Here is a 19,847-nt window from a genome sequence, read left to right on the forward strand (position 1 = left end):
AAAAGCCTTTTAAATTCTACACATATATACAAAAATATGCATATTTTGCGATAGAGTTACATATAATATTACATTTGTTTTACAATAGCGTAACATTAGCAAAAAAAATCCCGAATTATGGTATAAATTTTATAGGTTATATACGGAAAAAGACAAAAGAAAGCGGTGTAAAAAATAAAATGAAAAAGCTAAAAATGGCATCTTGCGCATTAGTTGCAGGGTTAATGTTTTCAGGACTAACACCAAATGTATTTGCAGAAGATAAAATTTCTGACGTGAAATCACAAATTAATACACAAAATGACACTTTACATAAACAACAACAAGAACGTGATGAATTACAAAAGCAAATGAATGACTTAAACAAAACAATTCAAGGTTTGGATAAGTCTGTTCAAGCGAATGCTTCAAAGCTTGATGAAACAACGAAAAAAGTTGCTGATACTGAGCAATTAATCGAAAATAAAAATAAAGATATTGCAGAACTACAAACGAAAATTGCAAAACGTGAAGAGTTATTAAGAAAACGTTTAGTTGCACTTCAAGAACAACCAAACACAAACGTTGTAACAGAAGTTCTTGTAAACTCTAAAAACGTTGCAGATCTAGTTGATCGTTTAACTTCTGTTTCTAAAATTCTTGAGTCTGATGAAGATATCATGAAAACACAACAAGAAGATCAAGCGAACGTGAAAAAAGATGTTGAAACGGTAAAAACAAAGCAAAAAGAATTAAAAGAAGCGCAAGCTCAAATTGAAACTGCTAAGAAAGAACTTGACGCTGAAAAAGCGAAAAAAGCAACAGCAGTAAATGATTTAAGCGGTAAAATGGATACAGTTGTAACTTCAATGACAAGTACGGAAAGTCAATTGAAAGATCTTGAAAAACAAGCATTACAATTACAACGTATCGCTGAACAAGAAGCACAAGAAAAAGCTGCACAAGAAGCTGCTGCTCAAAAACAAGCAGAACAAGCTGCTAAAGCTGCGCAAGCTCAGCCAGCACCTGCAGAGCAAGCTGCACCAGCAAATAATGGTGGACAAGCTCAAAAAGAAGAGCCTAAAAAGGAAGAACCTAAAAAAGAAGAACCTAAAAAAGAAGAGAAAAAACCAGCACCAGCACCAACACCAGGCCCAGCTCCAGCTCCTGGCGTAATTGGTAAAGCACAACAATACTTAGGTATGCCATATGTTTGGGGAAGTGCATCTCCATCAAACGGTGGTTTTGACTGTAGTGGATTCATTTCTTACATCTATGGTGTAGGACGTCAAGATGTTGCAGGTTACTGGAATTCAGTTTCTAAAGTAAGTAGCCCACAACCTGGAGATTTAGTATTCTTCCAAGGTACTTATAAACCAGGTCCATCTCACATCGGTATTTACGTTGGTAATGGCCAAATGATTCATGCTGGTGATAAAGGGATTGCTTACGCTAGCTTAAGCAGTAGTTATAACCAAAAACATTTCTTAGGTTACGGAAGATTATAGGATTATAATTCAATAAAAAAATGTGTATAAAGTCGATAGCTTACTATTTTATAAGTAGGTTATCGGCTTTTTTGAGTTTTTACGAGATTATGAGAAGGGTTTATAGTAGTGCTGGAGGTGGTTGCTGATGTTAGCAGGAAAACAGTTACTATTAGAGGAACTCTCTTCAGATTTACGGGATACATTACATGATTTGAAAAAGAAGAGGGAGGTCGTATGTGTACAAGGTGTAATAAAGAAGGCTTCTAAATATATATGTCAGCGCTGCGGAAATATAGAGCAGCGACTATTTGCGTCATTTTTATGTAAAAGGTGCAGTAAAGTATGTACGTATTGCCGGAAGTGCATAACGATGGGGAGAGTTAGTGAATGTGCTGTACTTGTTCGTGGGATCGCTGAAAGAAGAGGAGAAAAAGGTTTAAATTCTTTACAGTGGAACGGGACTTTGTCTACTGGTCAGGAGTTGGCGGCGCAAGGTGTTATAGAAGCTATTAAGCAGAAAGAATCGTTTTTTATTTGGGCTGTGTGCGGGGCTGGAAAGACAGAAATGTTATTTTACGGTATGGAAGAGGCATTGCGAAAAGGAGAAAGGGTTTGTATCGCAACACCAAGAACAGACGTTGTACTAGAATTAGCGCCGAGATTACAAAAAGTGTTTCCAAATGTAAATGTAGCGTCCTTATACGGAGGAAGTGAAGATAGGGACAAAGATGCAGCGTTAGTCGTTGCAACTACACATCAACTGTTACGTTACTATAGAGCGTTTCATGTCATGGTTGTAGATGAGATAGATGCCTTCCCGTATTATGCGGATCAAATGTTACAGTATGCGGTGCAACAAGCGATGAAAGAGAAAGCAGCGCGTATTTATTTAACTGCAACTCCAGATGAAAAGTGGAAGCGTAATTTCAGAAGCGGGAAACAAAAGGGCATCATTGTCTCTGGACGATACCATCGTCATCCGTTACCAGTTCCTCTATTTTGCTGGTGCGGAAATTGGAAGAAAAGCCTCCATCATAAAAAAATCCCTCGAGTGTTACTACAATGGTTAGAAATGTACATAAACAAAAAATATCCTATTTTTTTATTTGTTCCTCATGTGCGATATATAGAAGAATTGAGCCTGTTATTGAAAGTGTTGGATCATAGAATCGATGGTGTACATGCAGAAGATTCGATGAGAAAAGAAAAAGTAGCAGCTTTCAGAAAGGGAGAAATTCCGTTATTAGTTACAACGACAATTTTAGAGAGAGGAGTAACTGTGAAGAATTTACAAGTTGCGGTGTTAGGGGCAGAAGAAGAAATATTTTCAGAAAGTGCGCTCGTACAAATTGCAGGCCGAGCAGGTCGTAGTTTTGAAGAACCTTATGGTGAGGTTATTTATTTTCATTACGGTAAGGCAGAGGCGATGGTACGCGCGAAAAGGCATATTCAAAGTATGAACAAAAAGGCGAAAGAACAAGGATTAATCGATTAATGCATTGTCTACTTTGCGATGAGTATATGTTGGAAACAGTTAGTTGGTACACCTTCTTTGTAAAGTCTCACACAAAATATATATGTGATAGGTGTGAGCGGAAACTTTCCTATATTATAGGAGAGATTTGCATGGAGTGTGGGCGACCTTTAGAGGACTTGCCTTCTGAATATAAAGAAAATGATATTTGTGTGGATTGCGTAAGGTGGATAAATGTGGAGAAGTATCGTCCTTTTAAAAATCGTTCTTTGCACGTGTACGATGATGAGATGAAAGAAATATTAGCACAGTTTAAGTTTCGGGGGGATGCGGAGTTAGTTCATATTTTTTATCGATCCTTTCGGGAGCTATTTCAAAAGCATTTTACGGATGTTTCAAGTGTTATTGCTGTTCCGCTTAGTAGGGAACGGGAATATGAACGTGGTTTTAATCAGGCAGAGTTATTAGCAGCTTGTTTACCTGTCAAAATTTCTTATCCCTCATTAAGAAGAAGGGAAACAGAAAAGCAAAGTAAGAAGACACGTAAAGAAAGGCTTTCGGGAAGTAATCCTTTTTATTTTCAGGGAGAAGATATGTTTCATGATCAACATATCTTACTCGTTGATGATGTATATACGACAGGAATTACAGTTAGACAAATTGGAAGTCTTTTATACGATAGAGGAGCAAGGGAAGTTTCTAGTTTGACGCTCTGTAGAAGTTGATCTGTAACTGTCGAAAGGGATAATAAAAAGACGATAAGTCTTCTTTGACTTCGTAAGTTGTCATTCGTTATAGTCAAAGTATGGGGTGAATGCCCTGATTTTTAGAGTGAAGGGAATGGAATGAACATGCAAGGAAGAGTGAAATGGTTCAATGCAGAAAAGGGATTTGGGTTTATTGAGCGTGAAGATGGTGATGATGTGTTTGTTCATTTTTCTGCTATTCAACAAGATGGATATAAGTCATTAGAAGAAGGGCAACGAGTTGAGTTTGACATTGTAGATGGAGCACGTGGACCACAAGCAGCTAATGTTGTAAAACTGTAGGAATATTGTTTTTGGGAAGAGAAAGCTGCTTTTGTGGCAACGTTATATATATGGTAGAACCTCTTGTTTTTTGCAAGGGGTTTTTGTTATAAATCAAGTTGTCAAAAAGTTGTTTCTTTTCTGTAACGAATTGTCCACAGTTATATTCGTTATTCACGATGTTAATAGGATAAAATAAAGATAGAAACGATGCATCTTTTCATTTCAACAAAAAACGATAAAAAAATAGCAATTCCACTAATTTTTTTAAAAAAGTTAGAAGGAGTTTTTAAGCCAATGTCGAAATTATAGTACATAGGCTTGAAAGGAGGAATTCATCTATGAAATTCAACATTCGTGGTGAAAATATTGAAGTAACTCCAGCATTAAAGGAATATGTAGAGAAAAAACTAAGTAAGTTAGAGCGTTATTTTGATACATTCCCAGAGATTAAAGTTAATTTAAAAGTATACTCTGACAAGCAACGTGTCGAGGTAACAATTCCATTTACTGATTTATTACTTCGTGCAGAAGAAACTAATAGCGATATGTACGCTGCTATCGATTTAGTAGTTGATAAACTTGAGCGACAAATTCGTAAACATAAAACAAAGGTAAATCGTAAGTTACGTGAGAAAGGTTCTGTGAAAACGAACTTTATCCTTCCAGAAGCAGTAGCTGTTCTGGATGCGGTAGAAGAGGATGAATTAGAACTTGTACGTACAAAACGATTTGATTTAAAACCGATGGACGTTGAAGAAGCGATCCTACAAATGGATATGCTAGGACATAATTTCTTCGTCTTCACAAATGCTGATACAAATGAAACTAATGTTGTATACGGCCGTAAAGATGGGAAATATGGTTTAATCGAAACTAAATAATAATTCAAAAGCGCAGCCGAAATGGCTGCGCTTTTTTTATGTTTTAGCTTTTTCTTTTCGAGAGGTGAAAAAATTTATAAGTAGCCAATTTCATTAAGAAGTGATTTTTGGACAGTGTTTCGTCAAAACAGTACGGGGAAATTAAAAACTTGGAAAGGTGAGTTACTCTTTATTATTTGGAACAGGCGTAGGTAAGCAGTTATCTTTACAAGTAATTCTTTGCTAGGGATATATTGTTGTTTTTTAAAATTTAACGAAATGTTCGTAAGTGTAAAGATAATATTAAATATTCCAAAATCCATTGAAGGTATATCGAGGTGTTATTACTATAATATTGCGTTATATAGATTTAGTTTATTCCTTCAGTGAAAAAATAAAATCAATATAATGCTATAAATTATCGGAGGTGTTTTTATTGAGTATTAAGAAAAAAAGTCATTTTATGTTTGGGGCTATTTTATCTTTAGGTATTTTAGCTAGTACTTTTGCTTTAACCGAACCTGCTAAGGCTGATACAAGGGATGATCATGTAGAATTTACCTTTAGACTTTGGAGTGCATATGATTTTACTAATGCACGTCCTAAAGGGACACCTACTTCTATGTATATGCGTGTGAAGAGTAGTGAGAAGGGCGGTGGTTCTTTTAACGTTTGGACAGAAGCAGATAAAAATAAAAATAAAGGTGATAGAGATTGGGTAAATGTTTCAGGTGATTCAGGTAAGCATGAAGGAACGGTGCAACCAGGTAAAACGTATCTTTTCCAAAATTACGCATATGAAAGATATGGAAAAAATGTACCTGTGAGATTTGGTGGTTATTCTAGAGAAAATAATGCCTATCCTACTGCTTGGAGTCCTGATAGTGTAAGACCTGGTGGACCTTACACTGAATATTGATTTAGAAATTATAAATTGAAATTATTTATTTTGTAGTGCTAGAAAAAGTCGTATAGTTCCGAATTTGGATTATATGACTTTTTCTGCTATGTAATTTTAAAAATAGGAGGAGCTGTAATGAAGGTTATTTCCAAATATGTTTTAGGCTTTTTTTTATTGAGTATTTGTTTCTTAGCTTCTTGTCAAAAGGAAATGGATGAACCTATTGTAAATATTGAAGATACTTTAACGGAAAAAGATAATTTAAAAAGTATTCAGTTACAAGAAATTAAGAAAAATACTATTTTTGAACAAATATTTTTTGAGAATGAAAATGGTGAGGATTTCTTTCAAGGTCAAACACATAGAAATGATATTGGAATAGAAGATAAGCTTTTAGATGAAAAATTAAAGTTGGGAGTTATACCGGAAAATTATTATGTTTTTTTAACGGGTGTGACGAATAAGAAAAAACCAACGTATCTTTTGGGGCGGATTGAACAAACTGATGGAAAAGTAATTCAGTGGAAACAAGAAGTTAAGAGTGTAAAAAGAAAAGGTACAGATAATGTTTATCAGTATGAAGTTGAATTTCCTAAGTTTGAGGGGGAGAAAGCACATGTTTCCTTTCGTTACATTTGGATAAATAAAGAAAATAAATGTTATGGTGTTGCGGATCAATTCTTCATATTAAAAAAGATTTAAATTTCAATAATGGTTTATGGAGGAGTTGTAGATGAGTTACTTTTTAGGACGGATTTTAAAAGGTAGGATGTTTTGGGTTGCTTTATTTATTATGTTAGTAATTGTCATTGCTCAATATATTGCTATGTTTGTAACAACGAAAGGATTTAACGATGCTGGGATTATAAAGGTATCTCCATATTTATCTAACATTTTACATTTTAATAGATTACCATTTTATAGTGAATTTTATCTATTAATATTTCCTATGATTTCTGCAATGGCTGTAGCAGGAATTTATGGAATTGATAAAAATTATGGGTTTATTTATCCTGTTATTTCTAAGATGGGAACATGTCATTATTTTAGGTTACTTTATTTTATTAATTTTATTGTATCTTTTTTTATTATAAGTGTCCCTTTACTATTTCATTTTTATTTATATGCGATGACTTATCCAACAGTTGCTCCGCATCCGATATTAAATTATATGGCTGCTACTGTTTCACCAACAGCTCAATTTAATACGGTTTATTATGAGTATCCTACTTTATATTTTCTTATGTATGTATTTTTAAATGGTTTATACGGTGCGGTTTTTTCAAGTTTGGCTTTATCAGTTTCGTTTTTTATAAGACGAGTTTATTTTATTTATTTAGTTCCATTTATTTTACATATTTTTTGGCTTGGTATTGGAAAGGGGATTCTCAATCCTAAAGATTATTTAATTAAAGACTTCGGTTTTTTTGAATTACAAATTTTTCTTAGTGTGCTGTTATGTATTTGGTTTTGTTCTGTAGTTCTTTATTTACGGGGGAGTAGGAAGCATGTTCTTTTATAATGTAATGAAAGAAACTATAGGGATGAAATATGTTTGGTTAAGTGTTCTCTTCTTACTTAACGTCAGTATCATTGGTTGTTTGTTCAATTACTTTGAACATGGAATTGTAAAAGAGAAAATGAACGAATTGGAAGCTTTGTATAAGGTCATGTCGTTTTATAATTTATCGACTATATTTATTCCTTTAACTATCGTTTTTTCTGTATATTCTATGTCGAATTTTTTTAGTATTTATGTAGTTTACCGAGTGAATAATGCATTGAAATTAGTTTCTATATATTATTTGAAACTATTCGTTTTTGTTTGCTTTTTTACTGGGAGTATGATTTTACAGTTATTTTTGATGGCAAATATGATGGCTGTAAATAGTATTTATGTGAATTATGCATTGTTATTTTGCATTCAATTATTTGCGAATATTTTTATATGTATGATAAGTGCTTTATTGCAATTATTTTTACCTAGTTTACTTGTAATAATATGTATGATCACTGCCGTTTTACTAGATAGATTTATATTACATGGATTTTTATTTACAAATGTTTTTTATATAAATGTGTTTGAAGATGCTATTGACTTACTTATACGCTTATTTGGATGTTTTTTTATCTTTTTTATAAGTGTATGGATTTTAGCTAAAAAAAGTTATATTTCTATGAATGATGAGACAGAGGTGATCTAGTTTACATTATGATTTTATATTATTTGTTAAAAAGAGATTTACATGTAAGGTTTAGAGATTCCATCAAGATAATGGTTTTTTTATTCTTAATTTACGCTATGATTGTAGTTACTTTTTTATACAATCAGCCTCTTAGTAATGGTAAAGAACCCTCATTGTTATATGTTACCTTTTATCGATTTTTTCATGGAGTAGACTTTGTAGATTTATCTTATTTTTATAAGGAGGGGCGATTTTCTATCCCTTTTTATTGGATATTCTTTCAAATTGTTCCTTTGTTGCTAGTAGGGAAGTTTGCTTTTTCGGATATTCAACAGAATGGTGTTTATTTGTTTCCTCGTGTTAAGAAGAAGCATTTTCTTTGGTTAACAAAAATACTATCTTTGTTTTTTTACATAATTAGTATTTGGATTGTTATGTATTTGATTTGGTTTACTGTTTATTATTTGCTTACTTTTGGCGAGCATTATTTTTCAAATGTATATCGTCAATTTTCTTATAAGATAGTAGGTACTATGCTAATTCAAATAATTATCAGCTTTTTATTAGCTTTAATTTTTGAGTTTTTAACGCTTTATATACCAATAACTATTGTTTTTATACTGATGTTGATGTACCTATTTTTTTCTATTTTCTTTCATAGTATTTATTTTTTAGGTTCTTTTGTTATGCCAAATCGTTGGTATTTTGTTGATCACAGTTCAATTCAATTGACTTTAGGTAATAATCAATCTATTCAATGGAATGATTTACTTTTAATAGGAGTAGTAATTGTTGTTGTAATGATTTTATTAGGTAGTTTTTGTTTTAAAAAACTAGATGTGATAGGTGAATAATTTATGGACAATTATATTAAATGTGAATGTATGACGAAAAGATTAAAAGGAAATATTGTGTTAGATAATATTAGTTTGTCAGTAAAAAAAGGCGAATTTTTAGTTTTGAAGGGGCATAATGGATCTGGTAAAACGATGATTTTACGCGCTATATCAGGGTTAATGCGTTTGAATTCTGGAGTTGTTTATGTAGATAATGAAATGATTGGAAAACAAAAGCAATTTCCTGATTCTATGGGAATATTGATTGAATATCCAAGTTTTATTCCAGGGTATACTGGTTTTCAGAACTTGAAATTTTTATCATCGATTAACAATAAAATTTCTGATGAGGAAATTTATAATATTATTCAAAGGGTTGGACTTGATAAAACAGATAAGAGAAAGTATAAAAGATACTCTTTAGGTATGAAACAACGTTTAGGGATAGCGCAAGCTTTAATGGAACAACCAAAATTATTGCTATTAGACGAGCCAACTAATGCTTTAGATATTGATGGGATAAAAGATGTTTTAGATATTTTGAAAGTAGAAAAATCTAAGGGAACGACTATTATAGTAGCTAGTCATGATGTGCATGTTCTAGATAATGAAATAGTAGATCGTATTGTACATGTTAATAATGGAAAGTTGGTAGATTAAGAGTGACAAAAAAACATATCTTAATAATTATTGGGTTGTGTGTGTTGCTATGTATATTTGCTAGTTTATTTAGATTTAAAACATTAAATCTAAATAATGAATCTTATAAAGTGGTAAAAGATGAGTTTTTATCTAATAGAACTTTTGAAGATGGACAAGGAGTTACGTTTCATGCACTTGATCCTCTTGATCCTACAAAAGTTTATGATCCTTATGAAGACCGTGAATTAATGACGTATGTGTTACCTTTAGATATTACAAATACAACGAATCGGGATATTAATTTACTTAGTAATAAGTCTATTTCCAGTACAATGTTTTATTCTAAAATAGGCGAGTTTTATAATTTGATTCCTTATTCAATGGAATTACCTGAAAAATATCAGTTTGAACCTGTAATACCTGCTGGTAAAACAGTAAGAGGATATATAGGGACAAATTATTTTATAGGAGATGACCTTTATAAAAATTATAAAAACTTTTCAAATGAATCAACTAAAGTGAAATTCATTTCTTTTATGAAGGATAAGAAAGGGAAATATCATGAATTGGAAATACCGATAAATTAATGCATGATTGATACAGATATATTTTAAGTTTGCTTTAGGGGTGCCGTGGTTGAGTATATCTTGCAACATAATATTATCTTTTAAAGTCGGAGGTTTTGCGCAGGTGTAAGTATCTATGGATGCTGCACCGACGAAATCTTCGGCTTTTTGTAATTATCGATTTAGATTTTATTAAGGAGTATATTCTAGTCATTTTTTTTGAAAGGAAAATGACTTAGATTTAATACGAAATTTGTAACGTGAACTTGAAATAACGAGACAGAGAAGAGAAACGTAACAAATGAAATAAAACTTTTTCTGAATATAAGGCCTGACATTCGGCCGATTGTTGTCATAGTTATAAGACAAGTGTTACAATTATCATTAGGTATATACATTTTAGTTTTTTTAATTAGGAGAAAAATTGGCATAACATACATTTGATTTTTATAACGACTGATTGTAATAGAAAAAGAAAAAACAATCGGAAGTTTTATTTTAATAAAAAAGAGGAGCGTATTTCCTATGATCGGTATTTTAAAAAAGGTATTTGATGTAAATCAACGCCAAATTAAACGTATGCAGAAGACAGTTGAGCAAATTGATGCATTAGAATCATCTATTAAGCCACTAACAGATGAGCAATTAAAAGGAAAGACGCTTGAATTTAAAGAACGTTTAACAAAAGGTGAGACAGTAGATGATCTACTTCCTGAAGCTTTTGCAGTTGTTCGCGAAGCTGCGACTCGTGTTCTTGGAATGCGTCCGTATGGCGTGCAGTTAATGGGGGGTATTGCCTTACATGAAGGAAATATCTCTGAGATGAAAACGGGTGAAGGTAAAACGTTAACATCTACATTACCTGTATATTTAAATGCTTTAACAGGAAAAGGTGTTCACGTTGTTACAGTCAATGAATACTTAGCACAACGTGATGCGAGCGAAATGGGACAACTTCATGAGTTCCTAGGCTTAACAGTAGGAATTAACTTAAACAGCATGTCACGCGAAGAGAAACAAGAGGCTTATGCTGCTGATATTACGTATAGCACAAATAATGAGCTTGGATTCGATTACTTACGTGACAACATGGTTTTATATAGAGAACAGTGCGTTCAGCGTCCACTTCATTTCGCTATTATCGATGAAGTCGATTCTATTTTAGTCGATGAAGCACGTACGCCGCTTATTATTTCGGGACAAGCTCAAAAATCAACAGAGTTATACATGTTTGCAAATGCATTTGTTCGTACATTAGAAAATGAAAAAGAGTATTCATTTGATGTGAAGACGAAAAATGTAATGTTGACTGAAGATGGTATTACGAAAGCAGAGAAAGCTTTCCATATTGAAAACTTATTCGATTTAAAACATGTCGCACTTCTTCACCATATTAATCAGGCGCTTCGTGCACACGTTGTCATGCACCTTGATACAGATTATGTTGTACAAGAAGGCGAAATCGTAATTGTAGACCAATTCACTGGTCGTCTTATGAAAGGTCGTCGTTATAGCGAAGGTTTGCACCAAGCTATTGAAGCAAAAGAAGGCGTAGAAATTCAAAATGAAAGTATGACACTCGCAACAATTACGTTCCAGAACTATTTCCGTATGTATGAAAAGTTATCTGGTATGACTGGTACAGCGAAAACGGAAGAAGAAGAATTCCGTAGTATTTACAATATGAATGTTATCGTAATTCCAACGAACAAAGATATTATTCGTGATGACCGTGCTGATTTAATCTTCAAATCAATGGAAGGCAAATTCAATGCAGTTGTTGAGGATATTGTAAATCGTCATAAACAAGGGCAACCTATTCTTGTTGGTACAGTTGCAATTGAAACGTCAGAGCTTATTTCAAAAATGTTAACACGTAAAGGTGTACGCCATAACATTTTAAATGCGAAAAACCATGCGCGAGAAGCAGATATCATTGCAGAAGCTGGTATGAAAGGTGCTGTAACGATTGCGACGAATATGGCTGGTCGTGGTACGGATATTAAGCTTGGAGACGATATTAAAAACGTTGGTCTAGCAGTTATCGGTACAGAGCGTCACGAAAGTCGTCGTATTGATAATCAGTTACGTGGTCGTGCTGGGCGTCAAGGGGACCCTGGTGTAACGCAGTTCTACTTGTCTATGGAAGATGAACTAATGCGCCGCTTCGGTTCTGACAATATGAAAGCGATGATGGATCGTCTTGGTATGGATGATTCACAGCCGATTGAAAGTAAAATGGTTTCTCGTGCGGTAGAATCTGCGCAAAAACGTGTAGAAGGAAATAACTATGATGCACGTAAGCAGTTACTGCAGTACGATGATGTACTTCGTCAGCAACGTGAAGTTATTTACAAACAGCGTCAAGAAGTAATGGATTCTGAGAACTTACGCAGTATTATTGAAGGTATGATGAAATCTACAGTAGAACGTGCTGTTGCGCTTCATACACAAGAGGAAATTGAAGAAGATTGGAACATTAAAGGTCTTGTTGACTATTTAAATACAAACCTTCTGCAAGAAGGCGATATAAAAGAAGAAGAGTTACGTCGTCTTGCTCCAGAGGAAATGAGCGAGCCAATTATCGCGAAATTAATAGAGCGTTACAACGACAAAGAAAAGCTTCTGCCAGAAGAGCAAATGCGTGAGTTTGAAAAAGTTGTTGTATTCCGTGTAGTAGATACGAAATGGACAGAGCATATTGATGCGATGGATCACCTTCGTGAAGGTATTCATTTACGTGCTTACGGTCAAATTGATCCACTTCGTGAGTATCAAATGGAAGGATTCGCAATGTTCGAGTCAATGATTGCTTCTATTGAAGAGGAAATCTCTCGTTACATTATGAAAGCTGAAATTGAACAAAACTTAGAGCGTCAAGAAGTTGTTCAAGGTGAAGCTGTTCATCCATCTAGCGATGGCGAAGAAGCGAAGAAAAAACCAGTTGTAAAAGGAGACCAAGTAGGCCGCAATGATTTATGTAAATGTGGTAGCGGTAAAAAATATAAAAACTGCTGTGGTATCGGGAAGTAATACAGGGCGGTAGCCCAGATTACTTTGCAAAATTTTACATCAAAAATGTATAATTAAGAAAGATTAAACTCTCTCCGTCATAAGTGGAGAGAGTTTCCCTTGTTTTCATAAGAAAGTAACAGTAATTACATAGAGGTGAAGGAAATGGAATTAGTAGAAATTAGACAAGAATTAGAGAAAATGGCTAAGAGATTAGCGGCTTTTAGGGGGTCTCTTTGACCTTCCTACTAAGGAGAAACAAATTGCAGAGTTAGAAGAAACAATGATGGGTGCAGGATTTTGGGATGACCAACAAGGCGCACAAGTTGTAATTAACGAAGCTAATGCACTGAAAGAGATGGTTGGAAAGTTCCGTCAGTTAGATGAGACATTCGAAAATTTAGAAATCACGCATGAGCTTTTAAAAGAAGAGTATGATGAAGATTTACATGAGGAGCTTGAATCAGAAGTGAAAGGCTTAATTCAAGAAATGAATGAGTATGAGCTTCAGCTACTACTAAGCGATCCTTATGATAAAAATAACGCTATTTTAGAATTACACCCAGGTGCTGGTGGAACAGAGTCACAAGACTGGGGTTCTATGTTATTACGTATGTACACACGTTGGGCTGAAAAACGTGGGTTTAAAGTAGAAACGGTTGACTATTTACCAGGTGATGAAGCTGGTATTAAGAGTGTTACTTTATTAATTAAAGGTCATAACGCTTACGGTTATTTAAAGGCAGAGAAAGGTGTACATCGTCTTGTACGTATTTCGCCATTCGATTCTTCAGGCCGTCGTCATACATCGTTCGTATCTTGTGAAGTTGTACCTGAGTTCAATGATGAAGTTGAAATCGAAATACGTTCAGAAGACTTAAAAGTTGATACGTACCGTGCAAGTGGTGCAGGTGGACAGCATATTAATACGACAGACTCAGCAGTTCGTATTACACATACACCAACAAATACAGTTGTAACATGTCAGTCAGAGCGTTCACAAATTAAAAACCGTGAGCACGCGATGAAAATGTTAAAAGCGAAATTGTATCAAAAGAAACTAGAAGAGCAACAAGCGGAGTTAGATGAAATTCGCGGTGAACAAAAAGAAATCGGATGGGGTAGCCAAATTCGTTCTTACGTATTCCACCCGTATTCTCTTGTGAAAGACCACCGTACAAATACAGAGGTTGGTAACGTACAAGCGGTTATGGATGGAGAAATTGATCCATTTATTGATGCTTACTTACGTTCTCGCATCTAATAAGCGAAAAAAAGCCAACAAAGTTGTCGGCGTATGCTGAGGATAGTCGAGGAGATAAAGAATTTGATTTTATTTCTATAGATGAAGTAAAGAGGAAGAGAAGTTGGAAACGACAACTTCTCTTTTTGATGAGATTATATGTAGCATACAATGTTGTATATTGTTTTGTAAAAAGTAGAGAATAGTAAAACAGAGCGGCAATAGGGTAAGACTTTAACAGAACTTTTCTGATTTTCTGTTCAACAAGAATTCTTTATAGAAGTTTTTACGTTGTTCACAGAATTGAAACAACTTATGAAAGCTTTATATTATCAGGGTTCTTACTGTGTTTTTGAAAAATATGAAATATACCTTAGTTTTTCTATATAAAGATAATGCTTATAATGAAAATGAGTGTGTTAGGAATGAAAAGAATATCAACAATGGGGAGCGATAGAAGTGAAAAAGAAATTGTTGGCTATTGCGTTAGGAACATCAGTCGTTTTTGCTTTAGGAGCATGTGGAAATAAAGAAGAGAGTAAGCCTTCGAAACAATCTGCAAGCACAGATAGCGCAGAGCAAATTTACCAAAAAAGTTGTATAGGCTGTCACGCGAAAGATTTATCGGGAGCAACTGGACCGGATTTACGAAAAGTGGGACAGAAATATGATGCAGCAGAGATTGAAAAGATTATTGAAAAAGGTCGCGGTTCCATGTCACCAGGAATCATTCAAGGTGAGGATGCGAAAAAAGTAGCTGAGTGGTTAGCTGAACATAAATAAAAAAGGTAAAGTGGACGAGTTGGTTATATAATCTTATCCCAAAATGATTTTGGGTAAGAACTATGACGACTCGTTTCCTTTTTTTGGAGTGTAACATAACTGTAACAAAAATGTATCCGAACTGGAAACCGTTTGATGTTACAATGGGGTTTGTAGAATTTTGCTGAAATATATTACATAGAGTAGCGCTGCTAATAAAAAGCATGAATGGAAGCTACCTTCAACAAGAGTGGTTAAGTGAGAATAAATTTTTTATTTTCAGATGTACAGAAAAGTATTTCGAAAAAAATCATTAAGTATTGGGTGATAAATAATGATAAAAATGACGAATGTTTATAAGGAGTACCCGAATGGTATGAAAGCCATTGCTGGTCTCACAGTTAACATTAAACAAGGTGAGTTTGTATACGTAGTTGGACCGAGTGGAGCCGGGAAATCTACATTTATTAAAATGATGTATCGTGAAGAGAAGCCATCTACAGGATCAATTAATGTAAATGGACTTGTTATTGAAACATTAGCAGAAAGAGATGTTCCATATTTCCGTCGTCAATTAGGCGTAATTTTCCAAGATTTTAAATTACTACCTAAGTTAACGGTATATGAGAATGTTGCGTTTGCCTTAGAAGTAATTGAAGAAGAAAAAGAAGCCATTCGTGAGCGTGTAACAGAAGTTTTAGGTCTTGTAGGTCTTGAGGATCGTGCAGACGCACTACCAAGTGAACTTTCGGGCGGAGAGCAGCAACGTGTTGCGATTGCGAGAGCAATTGTTAATAGACCAAAGGTTGTAATTGCCGATGAGCCAACAGGTAACTTAGATATTGAAACAGCTCTTGATATTATGAAGATTTTTACGCGTATTAACGAGCGTGGTACAACGATTGTTATGGCGACACATAACTCAGATATCGTAAATACAATTCGTCATCGTGTAATCGCGATTGAAGGCGGAAAAATTGTTCGAGATGAGATTGAGGGAGGATACGGATATGAAGGCTAAGACCCTTAGTCGACATTTGCGAGAAGGTGTAAAGAATCTATCACGTAACGGATGGATGACATTTGCTTCTGTTAGTGCAGTAACAGTTACATTATTACTTGTAGGTGTCTTTTTAACAGCGATAATGAATATGAACCATTTTGCGACGAAAGTAGAGCAAGATGTAGAGATTCGTGTACACATTGATCCAGCAGCAAAAGAAGCTGATCAAAAGAAATTAGAAGATGATATGAGTAAGATTGCGAAAGTAGAATCTATTAAATATTCTTCTAAAGAAGAAGAGCTAAAACGCTTAATTAAAAGCTTAGGTGATAGCGGAAAAACGTTTGAGTTATTTGAACAAGATAACCCACTTAAAAACGTATTCATTGTAAAAGCAAAAGAACCAACAGATACAGCGACAATCGCGAAAAAGATTGAAAAAATGCAGTTTGTAAGTAATGTTCAATACGGTAAAGGCCAAGTTGAAAAATTATTTGATACTGTAAAAACAGGACGTAATATCGGGATTGCGTTAATTGCAGGTCTTTTATTCACAGCGATGTTCTTAATCTCTAATACAATTAAAATTACAATTTATGCTCGTAGTACAGAAATCGAAATTATGAAACTGGTAGGTGCAACAAACTGGTTTATTCGTTGGCCGTTCTTATTAGAGGGATTATTCCTAGGAGTATTAGGATCAATTATTCCAATTGGCTTAATTCTAGTTACGTATAATTCACTACAAAGTGTGTTTAACGAAAAACTTGGCGGAACAATTTTCGAACTTCTACCATACAGTCCTTTCGTATTCCAATTAGCTGGTTTACTAGTGTTAATCGGGGCTTTAATCGGTATGTGGGGAAGTGTAATGTCAATTCGTCGCTTCTTAAAAGTATAAAAAGTTGCAAACATAATTCGTACAAGCTTATCATATAGTAGAAATAGGTAAAGGCATCACACACTGTGTGATGCCTTTTGCTACACCACCTGTGTGTTTTGGAAAGGGGAATTCCGCATTGAAACGTAGAGTTGCAATTATTGGAATGGTTGTTGCATTTTTAATTGGTGCTGGCGGAATGTTTGCAGGTATGTCTTTATTTGGGGTTAACCCAGCAGAAGTAACGCAAACAATTTCGAGTGGAAACGCTAGCGCCGCGCAAGGGAATTTGGCAAAAATTAATGAGGCGTATGCACTAATTGATTCACGTTATGTGGAAGACGTGAAGGATGACAAGTTAGTCGAAGGTGCAATACAAGGCATGTTGTCTACGCTGAAGGACCCTTATTCCACGTATATGGATAAAGAAACGGCTAAACAGTTTAGTGAATCACTTGATCCTGAGCTAGAGGGGATCGGGGCTGAGGTGAACAAAACGGACGGTAAGCTTATTATCGTATCTCCAATTAAAGGCTCACCGGCAGAAAAGATTGGAATTAAACCGAATGACCAAATTTTATCTGTAGATGGAAATAGTGTGAAAGATTTATCACGTGAAGAAGCAGTATTAAAGATTCGTGGTAAAAAAGGAACGACTGTCGCGATTGAAATTAAGCGTGCAGGAGTAGCTGATCCGATTGTATTTAAAATTAAGCGTGAAAAAATTCCAATCTTCACAGTGTTTAGTTCTGTGAAACAAGAGAGTGGAAAAGATATCGGTTATATGCAAATCACTTCTTTTGCTGAAAATACGGCGAAAGAATTTAAGGATCAGTTAAAAGAGTTAGAGAAGAAAAATATAAAAGGCTTAGTTATTGACGTGCGTGGTAATCCTGGTGGCTACTTAAATAGTGTAGAAGAGATACTAGGGGAAATTATGACGGATAAAAAGCCGATGCTACAAGTAGAGCAACGAAATGGTGAGAAAAAGAAATTCTCTACGGAACTGAAAGAGAAAAAGCCATATCCAATTTCAGTATTAATTGATAACGGGAGTGCTTCTGCTTCAGAGATTTTAGCGGGTGCGCTAAAAGAGGGAGAAGGATACGATTTAATTGGTGAAAAAACGTTTGGTAAAGGTACTGTTCAGCAAGCCGTTCCATTTAAAGATGGCAGCAACATTAAATTAACGATGTTTAAATGGTTAACACCGGATGGAAACTGGATTCATAAAAAAGGAATCGCGCCAACAGTAGAAGTGAAGCAACCAGATTATTATCATGCGACACCAATTCAAATTGAAAAAACACTTTCATACAATTCAAATGATGTGCAAGTAAAACACGCGCAAGAAATGCTTAAGAGTTTAGGATATGTACCGGGGCGTGAAGATGGATACTTTAGTAAAGAGACAGAATCAGCGCTGAAAGCATTCCAAAATGCGAATGAGATGGAAGCGACAGGACAGCTGGATAAAAAGACAGCTGAGGCGATTCAAACTAAAATTATTGAAAAAATCCGTTCTGGAGAAAATGATTTACAATTACAGTCCGCATTAAAATTAATAGCGAAATAAAAAGAAATACAGGCAGTTTGCTGCCTGTATTTTTTTGTGTTAAACAAACGTTTGTCCAGTTATGATAATATAAAAAGAAAGAATGATATAAATGGTGGTGAATGGGTTCGTGGAGGCATGGATTTTTGAAATAATGCGGGCAGTTGGACGTTTTTTCTTACACCCTGCTGTCTATGTATTTTTAATAAGTAGTATCTTCGTTGGATACTTACGTATGTTACGAGAACGAAAGGATTTTTCCTTTAAAGTTTATGATATTTGGTTTGAACTGCGAACAGCTCTATTTGCGGGAGTTGGATACGGATTAATCGTATCTATTATTACAATTGGACTTGGCCTTGTCGTTTCCAAAGCGAGTTTATGGGTCATCTTACTTTGGACGTTATTATTTGGATTAACTGCTATGTATCGATATTTATCAGCAGCTTATACATTTAGTATCGCAATTGTATGCGTTCTATCATCTTCTAAGCTACCAGTTTCCTTCTTACAGCTTGGAGAAGGTGAAGAGGGTACGATTGTATCTCTTGCTATTTTACTAGGCGTCATGCTTGTTGTAGAGGGCTTGTTGATTTCTAAAAATGCAGTAGGATATTCTACGCCGAAGATTAGGAAGGGTAAGCGTGGGCTAAAAATTGGTTTACACGAATCAAAGCGTTTATGGATCGTGCCTATTTTTATTCTTGTACCAGGTGATGCAGTAACGCAGTTTATTTCATGGTGGCCTGTCGTTTCAATCGGTTCACATACCTATTCTCTATTCCTCGTTCCATTTTTAATTGGATTTATGAGAAAGATTAGAAGTTATGAGCCAACGGAAGCTTTATTATTTACAGGAAGACGTGTGTACGGATTAGCAGGAATTGTACTTGTTTTAGGAATCGCAAGTTATTGGTGGCACGTACTTGCCATTATCGCAATGGGAGTCGCAATGCTTGGGCGTTTCACAATTTCCATGCAAGAAAAAATTGCGGATGAGACAAGACCGGCGTACTTCGCTGTACGTAATGATGGACTTGTTGTATTAGATACAATCCCGAATACGATTGGGGCAGAGCTGAATTTACTGCCTGGAGAAGTAGTTACGAAAGTAAATGGAGTCATTCCAGGAAGCGCTGAGGAATTTTATGATGCGCTTCAAACGAAGACGACAGGAGCATTTTGTAAGTTAGAAGTATTAGATACAAAAGGAGAGCTTCGTCTTGCTCAAACGGCATTATACGCCGGAGGACATCACGAATTAGGAATTGTGTTTGTTCAGCAGGAGCATGAATGGGATTCGGAAGCGATGTAATAGAAGTGAGGGTGTCACCTATAGGTGACACCCCTTTTTTGTGTGTGAGTGGTGATGGTAGTAGCAAATGAAATTTATATCGACTTTTCGGCAAAAAACAACAACTAGCGTA

19 protein-coding genes are annotated in these 19,847 nt (G+C 34.8%); all 19 read left to right on the forward strand.

Annotated elements, in window-relative coordinates; all coding sequences use genetic code 11:
- Positions 1 to 74: 74 nt before the first annotated feature.
- The 19 genes from MKO96_RS18050 (at position 75) to MKO96_RS18140 (ending at position 19,735) form a co-directional block, all read left to right on the forward strand.
- Complete coding sequence (locus tag MKO96_RS18050; protein ID WP_240588384.1) at positions 75 to 1,487, forward strand: C40 family peptidase; 1,413 nt, start codon at positions 75 to 77, stop codon at positions 1,485 to 1,487.
- Positions 1,488 to 1,614: 127 nt separating this feature from the next.
- Positions 1,615 to 2,964 carry an ATP-dependent helicase ComFA gene (gene comFA / locus MKO96_RS18055; protein ID WP_240588277.1) on the forward strand — a complete coding sequence of 450 codons (1,350 nt, stop codon included), beginning with the start codon at positions 1,615 to 1,617 and terminating at the stop codon, positions 2,962 to 2,964.
- Positions 2,964 to 3,668, forward strand: coding sequence for a ComFC family protein (locus tag MKO96_RS18060; protein ID WP_240588278.1), 705 nt, complete (start codon positions 2,964 to 2,966; stop codon positions 3,666 to 3,668). The genes comFA and MKO96_RS18060 overlap by 1 nt, the downstream gene beginning before the upstream one ends.
- A 126-nt stretch (positions 3,669 to 3,794) precedes the next feature.
- A complete protein-coding gene (cspC, locus tag MKO96_RS18065; protein WP_087983233.1) occupies positions 3,795 to 3,992 on the forward strand; it encodes a cold shock protein CspC in 198 nt (65 codons plus the stop codon).
- A 320-nt stretch (positions 3,993 to 4,312) separates the two neighbouring features.
- On the forward strand, positions 4,313 to 4,855 hold the full coding sequence (hpf, locus tag MKO96_RS18070) for a ribosome hibernation-promoting factor, HPF/YfiA family (RefSeq protein ID WP_000671193.1): 543 nt from the start codon (positions 4,313 to 4,315) through the stop codon (positions 4,853 to 4,855).
- A 415-nt stretch (positions 4,856 to 5,270) separates the two neighbouring features.
- A complete protein-coding gene (locus tag MKO96_RS18075; RefSeq protein ID WP_087983123.1) occupies positions 5,271 to 5,753 on the forward strand; it encodes a hypothetical protein in 483 nt (160 codons plus the stop codon).
- 117 nt (positions 5,754 to 5,870) lie between these two features.
- Positions 5,871 to 6,437, forward strand: coding sequence for a hypothetical protein (locus MKO96_RS18080; RefSeq protein ID WP_240588279.1), 567 nt, complete (start codon positions 5,871 to 5,873; stop codon positions 6,435 to 6,437).
- A 31-nt stretch (positions 6,438 to 6,468) separates the two neighbouring features.
- Complete coding sequence (locus MKO96_RS18085; protein ID WP_087983119.1) at positions 6,469 to 7,257, forward strand: hypothetical protein; 789 nt, start codon at positions 6,469 to 6,471, stop codon at positions 7,255 to 7,257.
- Positions 7,244 to 7,939, forward strand: coding sequence for a hypothetical protein (locus MKO96_RS18090; RefSeq protein ID WP_240588280.1), 696 nt, complete (start codon positions 7,244 to 7,246; stop codon positions 7,937 to 7,939). Before MKO96_RS18085 ends, MKO96_RS18090 begins: the two co-directional genes overlap by 14 nt.
- A gap of 71 nt (positions 7,940 to 8,010) precedes the next feature.
- A complete protein-coding gene (locus MKO96_RS18095) occupies positions 8,011 to 8,775 on the forward strand; it encodes a hypothetical protein (protein ID WP_240588385.1) in 765 nt (254 codons plus the stop codon).
- A gap of 3 nt (positions 8,776 to 8,778) precedes the next feature.
- The gene (locus MKO96_RS18100; RefSeq protein WP_087983116.1) at positions 8,779 to 9,417 is read left to right on the forward strand and encodes an ATP-binding cassette domain-containing protein; all 639 of its coding nucleotides are present in this window, start codon (positions 8,779 to 8,781) and stop codon (positions 9,415 to 9,417) included.
- A gap of 41 nt (positions 9,418 to 9,458) precedes the next feature.
- Positions 9,459 to 9,986: a hypothetical protein gene (locus MKO96_RS18105; protein WP_240588386.1), complete on the forward strand. Its 528-nt coding sequence runs from the start codon at positions 9,459 to 9,461 to the stop codon at positions 9,984 to 9,986.
- Between the two features lie 504 nt (positions 9,987 to 10,490).
- Positions 10,491 to 12,998, forward strand: coding sequence for a preprotein translocase subunit SecA (secA, locus tag MKO96_RS18110; RefSeq protein WP_000579393.1), 2,508 nt, complete (start codon positions 10,491 to 10,493; stop codon positions 12,996 to 12,998).
- A gap of 144 nt (positions 12,999 to 13,142) precedes the next feature.
- A protein-coding gene (gene prfB, locus MKO96_RS18115; RefSeq protein ID WP_240588281.1) for a peptide chain release factor 2 occupies positions 13,143 to 14,241 on the forward strand; the annotation gives its coding sequence in 2 pieces (ribosomal slippage) (positions 13,143 to 13,214 and positions 13,216 to 14,241; 1,098 coding nt in all).
- Positions 14,242 to 14,679: 438 nt separating this feature from the next.
- On the forward strand, positions 14,680 to 15,003 hold the full coding sequence (gene cccB, locus MKO96_RS18120) for a cytochrome c551 (protein WP_000727965.1): 324 nt from the start codon (positions 14,680 to 14,682) through the stop codon (positions 15,001 to 15,003).
- Between the two features lie 313 nt (positions 15,004 to 15,316).
- A complete protein-coding gene (gene ftsE, locus MKO96_RS18125) occupies positions 15,317 to 16,003 on the forward strand; it encodes a cell division ATP-binding protein FtsE (RefSeq protein ID WP_000594325.1) in 687 nt (228 codons plus the stop codon).
- Positions 15,993 to 16,886: a permease-like cell division protein FtsX gene (ftsX, locus tag MKO96_RS18130; protein WP_000645020.1), complete on the forward strand. Its 894-nt coding sequence runs from the start codon at positions 15,993 to 15,995 to the stop codon at positions 16,884 to 16,886. Before ftsE ends, ftsX begins: the two co-directional genes overlap by 11 nt.
- A 118-nt stretch (positions 16,887 to 17,004) precedes the next feature.
- Entirely contained in the window at positions 17,005 to 18,441 is a 1,437-nt protein-coding gene (locus MKO96_RS18135; RefSeq protein ID WP_087983108.1) for a S41 family peptidase, read from the forward strand.
- 109 nt (positions 18,442 to 18,550) lie between these two features.
- On the forward strand, positions 18,551 to 19,735 hold the full coding sequence (locus MKO96_RS18140) for a PDZ domain-containing protein (RefSeq protein ID WP_240588282.1): 1,185 nt from the start codon (positions 18,551 to 18,553) through the stop codon (positions 19,733 to 19,735).
- The last annotated feature ends 112 nt before the right edge of the window (positions 19,736 to 19,847 follow it).

It is taken from the genome of Bacillus sp. ES1-5, from assembly GCF_022487605.1.
Taxonomy (GTDB): Bacteria; Bacillota; Bacilli; order Bacillales; family Bacillaceae_G; genus Bacillus_A; species Bacillus_A wiedmannii.